This is a genomic window from Cryobacterium sp. TMT3-29-2 (assembly GCF_004564305.1).
Taxonomy (GTDB): domain Bacteria; phylum Actinomycetota; class Actinomycetes; order Actinomycetales; family Microbacteriaceae; genus Cryobacterium; species Cryobacterium sinapicolor.
The window spans coordinates 1-3,985 of the sequence record NZ_SOGK01000070.1; the positions used below are offsets into that span (position 1 = coordinate 1).

General features: G+C 59.8%; 7 protein-coding genes. 6 read left to right on the forward strand and 1 reads right to left on the reverse strand.

The features are described 5' to 3' along the window. Window positions 1-352: 352 nt before the first annotated feature. On the reverse strand, window positions 353-982 hold the full coding sequence (locus tag E3O67_RS08220; RefSeq protein ID WP_135102436.1) for a bifunctional 2-polyprenyl-6-hydroxyphenol methylase/3-demethylubiquinol 3-O-methyltransferase UbiG: 630 nt from the start codon (window positions 980-982) through the stop codon (window positions 353-355). 229 nt (window positions 983-1,211) lie between these two features. On the opposite strand from E3O67_RS08220, the gene E3O67_RS08225 reads away from it, so the two are divergent. The 6 genes from E3O67_RS08225 (at window position 1,212) to E3O67_RS08245 (ending at window position 3,877) form a co-directional block, all read left to right on the forward strand. Then, entirely contained in the window at window positions 1,212-2,102 is an 891-nt protein-coding gene (locus tag E3O67_RS08225) for a hypothetical protein (protein WP_135102437.1), read from the forward strand. Further along, on the forward strand, window positions 2,099-2,449 hold the full coding sequence (locus E3O67_RS08230; protein ID WP_135102438.1) for a GntR family transcriptional regulator: 351 nt from the start codon (window positions 2,099-2,101) through the stop codon (window positions 2,447-2,449). The genes E3O67_RS08225 and E3O67_RS08230 overlap by 4 nt, the downstream gene beginning before the upstream one ends. 113 nt (window positions 2,450-2,562) lie before the next feature. Beyond that, window positions 2,563-2,826 carry a DUF2599 domain-containing protein gene (locus E3O67_RS08235; RefSeq protein ID WP_135102439.1) on the forward strand — a complete coding sequence of 88 codons (264 nt, stop codon included), beginning with the start codon at window positions 2,563-2,565 and terminating at the stop codon, window positions 2,824-2,826. An 8-nt stretch (window positions 2,827-2,834) separates the two neighbouring features. Further along, window positions 2,835-3,068 (forward strand): hypothetical protein, encoded by a 234-nt coding sequence (locus E3O67_RS08240; RefSeq protein ID WP_130178350.1) that lies wholly within the window; start codon window positions 2,835-2,837, stop codon window positions 3,066-3,068. Window positions 3,069-3,299: 231 nt separating this feature from the next. After that, window positions 3,300-3,443: an antitoxin VbhA family protein gene (locus tag E3O67_RS16920; RefSeq protein ID WP_167726538.1), complete on the forward strand. Its 144-nt coding sequence runs from the start codon at window positions 3,300-3,302 to the stop codon at window positions 3,441-3,443. Window positions 3,444-3,478: 35 nt separating this feature from the next. Then, window positions 3,479-3,877 carry a sigma-70 domain-containing protein gene (locus E3O67_RS08245; RefSeq protein WP_135102440.1) on the forward strand — a complete coding sequence of 133 codons (399 nt, stop codon included), beginning with the start codon at window positions 3,479-3,481 and terminating at the stop codon, window positions 3,875-3,877. Window positions 3,878-3,985 lie beyond the last annotated feature (108 nt).

Consider the following 3,985-nt stretch of genomic DNA (forward strand, 5'->3'; position numbering starts at 1 on the left):
ACCTTGCTCGCTGAGGCGCCGGGCAATGTCCAGCCCGTACCATTCACCCTCGCGTAACAGCGCCAGGAGGCAGAATTCCAAGACGCCCTTGCGCAGATTTGTGAGGACTTTATCTTCTGATTGGCCCATGCATTGCACTATACCGGGTTATGCAAGGTTAGGTCATCACAGCAGGGTTTTGATGGTGGGACATGAGGGCTCATGAGCAACATTCATGCCGCCTGGCACGAACGTTCAGTCAGCAGCGTCAATCTGACGTCGGAACGCCCGATAGACGTTCGGCTTATGACACAGGCTGTTTAGATTTAGACCCTTGGAAGTTCCTTCGACGAATCGGCGTCGGAGCTTGTGGCTAGAACGGAACTTCTGGGGGCGCTGAAGCATCAGTTCGATGGGCGATGATCGCGGCGTGGGACCGCTTGCCCGGATCGGTTCGGGTGTTCACCGCGTGAACGTGAAACCCTGCGGTCTTGAGTTGCGTGCTCATCTCACCGATGGGCCAGAAGTAGGCGGTCGTAACGGCGTGCGGAAACGGCTCGACGGTGTCGCCCTCGAAGAATCCGAGGAGGAGGCTGCCTCCAGGAGCAATGCAGCGGGCGAACTCGCGCAAAACCGCTGGCAAGTCATTCGGGGCAAGATGGATAACGGAGTACCACGCAAGAATTGCAGCTGCGTATCCGTCTCGGACCCCGAGATCGTCCAGCGACGCGACGCGGAACGGTACCGTCGGAAATCTTTTTCTTGCTTGCCCGATGAACGCTTGAACGTGATCGATACCCTCCGCATCGACACCACGCTTTTTCAGGAAATCGGTCCAGTGCCCAGGACCGCACCCCGCGTCGATGACCACGCCCCGCAGGTCGCGCGCCCATTGGGCGACAAACCGCTGATCCGATTTGTGCGTGTTAGCCATCGATCCAAGCAGCGCCGTGTATTCCTCCGCGCGACCGGTGTATGCATCCAGAACCACATTGCCAGCCATGGGACCGAGTCTAGGAGAAGCCCGGTAGACGTTCGTCTGGCGGGCGATGCTCCATCCGGTTTCGGACTCTAGTATTTGTGTCAGTCAAGTGTGACAATAAGTGTGTGTCACTCGATTGATACATAAGGGAAGTGCTGTGATGGTCGTGTTACCGGTGTTGGCAGCGCTCATCTCCTTGATCCCCTTCGGATTTACGTGGCGGTACCTAACGCGCACTTCCCGACCCCCTGTGGATGGACCAACCACTCGTCGGAACGCCAGGCAGAAAGCGACCGGGATCGCTCTCTGCGCGTTCCTCGCTGTCGGTGTTGCCTTCTTCTATGCGGAGTGGTGGCCGTTAGCTTGGAATGTCTTCCCGGCTCCGTTCTTCGGGATTCCTCAAGCAATCGGTGCCGGTGCCGCCGGGACTGCAGCGGTCCTCACCTTTGGAACCGTCCATACTGTTTCGGCGGTCACCGCTCGCAGGCATTCGCAGTCTGCCACCCTCGTACCCCGTTCGTGGACCGCTGGCGGGGCAGGCTTCTCGCTTGTTCTGACGGGCGGCCTCGTGGTGTCAATTCTGATTGCCGTCGGGATGGTCGCACTCACAGCGGCTGAGGCCTTTGAATTTGCCCCGCAGGGTGTGTCCTCGGGGTCGCTGTTTCGGGTTTGGACGGATACCGGCACGGCGTCCTCGGGTGTGTACCCCGGCGGTGCCTATTCGCTTCCGGTAGCCGGCACTGCCCTGGCTGCCGGAGCGTTCACCGTCGCGGTCTTGGGTATCATCGCTTTCGGTCGTTCAATCGGGGGCGAAGCTGAGCGGACAGCCAGCATTCACTCCTGTACTTTGATGTCTCTGACAGGTCTGGCTGGAATGTTGGGCGGCTTCCTCTGGGTCAGTGGCCTGGCGATTCTCCAAAGCTCACAACTTGCCCTCGATATGGGCGTTGACCAGTTGGCAACCGGGAACGGTGCCAGAGGACTCGACATTCCCACTGTTCTTGCCGCTGGCTGCGGCGTAGTGACAATTGTGATCGGCATCCTCTGGTGCGCTACTGCGCTCGTTAGTTTCGTCCGCGCCGCACGATCGGCCATTGTAAGGAGCCCTGTAGTTCCTGCCCTCGAATCGACGTCGCTGTGATATTCATCGACAACGAGAGTCCGATCCCTGTTTTCGAGCAAATTCGTGTGCAGATCGAGACCCAGATAATCGGCGGAAAGCTGGGGCCCCAGCAGCGCCTACCGACCGTGCGCCAGCTTGCCTCCGACCTCGGGATCGCACCTGGAACTGTCAGCCGCGCTTATGCGGAACTCGAATCCGTGGGCTTGATCGAAACACACGGCCGGCGAGGATCCCGCGTTGCAGACAACATTGAAGACCGAAGCGAAGTCCTTGATGCAGCACTCGACTATTCCCTAGTCGCGCGCAAGTCAGGCCTCACGCTCGCGCAGGCAATACTCGCGCTCCGAGCGAGCTGGGACGCCTAAGCCCACGATACCGACCCAAATCGGCGCCGGACATTGCCCCCACCCAAAGCCCATGGTCGGCTTCAGACGGTGACAAGCGGCAGCAGGCGAGACGCCCAAAACTTGCGGATCGCATGACCAACGGCTCGTGGAAAATTCAACCAAGGCTCAACAGGGACGCCGACAGTAACTTCCCGCTGAGGGTTCCTGCGTGGGCCGGCTGGGATGAGTTGATTACCAAAACTCCGAAGGCAAACCTCTCAAAGTGGCGGATCACCCTGCAGGGACAGTACATCTGCCATGGCACGGGTGGCGTCATCGAACCTGTTTGGGATCTCGAAACCACCCGACCGGTGGTATCGACATGGACAATGCTAACCAAGCTTTGCAATCCGTAGGAGGAACTATGTCTCAGCAACGTCTCGGCTTCATCATTGGTGGCGCCGTCACCGCAAGCGTCGGAGTGCTTCTGCTAATCGGAGGGTTCGTCGCCTTCTCGATACTCGTTGCATCTGCCGAGGGCAGCGACTCAAGCGGGGACGGCACCTTCGCGGTGACGGCGTTTGTTATCGGCGCAGCGGCTGCCGTGATCGGGCTCGTGCTGCTCATCGCAGCGCTAATCCGCCAGCACCGCGGATGACTGCGCGCCACCGGATCTCGTCCCGAACGGTTCCGGGAACTGGGCGTGCCTAAGCCGCGACATGACACCGGACGCGCCTGTCGACGCGAGTGTCGCTGGGTCATGACGTAACTCAAACTTGGGTGTTCGTGTAACACCGCCGAGCATGCCGGGGAAGCGGGCCACCCAGCAATTGGTGGCCGCTTCTGAATTCTTGAAGCGGATCGCTTGTACCCATATATTCTCTGTGGGTTGTTCGAAGATTTCTCTTCAGAAGTTATGGCAGGTCTCACGGTGGGCGCCGATTTCGATGCCGATGCCGCCCTCTACGTCAATGGCACCATCGATCTGAACGAGTTCGGCCGGCGAGTTCGTGCCCGTAATCGCCATGGCTAGATTCGTAGACCCGCATCTCGATACGGCAACCGGACATGATCGGCGCTGCACGAACCATTCGCCTCCCGATGCACCCCGTGGAGAAGCTCAACAAGATCAAGCGCATCCGCAGCGACCTCACCGGCACTCTGCACCACGAACCCACCCTGGCGGAGCTGGCCGAGGCCTGCCAGTCTCCGATGGCCGACGTGCGGGCCTTGCTCGACTGGGACGTCGAACCAATCTCCTATCAGACTCCCCTCGGCGAGGGATTGGCCGACATCTCCGAGCTGATCATGGACGACGACCTGCCCCAGCCAGACGAATACGCGACTCAGGCCCTGCGCCGGTCTGACATCACGTTCTATCTCGACGCGCTGCCCACACGGGAGCGAACTATCTTGGAGGCCCGGTTCGGGTTCCCTTTCGGCGACGCTGGACCTACTGGTCCTTGATGCGGAGGTTCTCGCTTGCCTTGCTCCAGCCCGCTCGATTGGGCATGCCATCCTGAACAACCATGACTTCAAAACCTGGCGACTTCATGGTCGTCATATTCGAGCCGC

Coding starts and splice junctions, on each gene's coding strand:
- E3O67_RS08245 (WP_135102440.1), top strand. CDS start 3,479: ATGATCGGCGCTGCACGAACCATTCGCCTCCCGATGCACCCCGTGGAG.
- E3O67_RS08235 (WP_135102439.1), top strand. CDS start 2,563: ATGACCAACGGCTCGTGGAAAATTCAACCAAGGCTCAACAGGGACGCC.
- E3O67_RS08240 (WP_130178350.1), top strand. CDS start 2,835: ATGTCTCAGCAACGTCTCGGCTTCATCATTGGTGGCGCCGTCACCGCA.
- E3O67_RS08220 (WP_135102436.1), bottom strand. CDS start 982: ATGGCTGGCAATGTGGTTCTGGATGCATACACCGGTCGCGCGGAGGAA.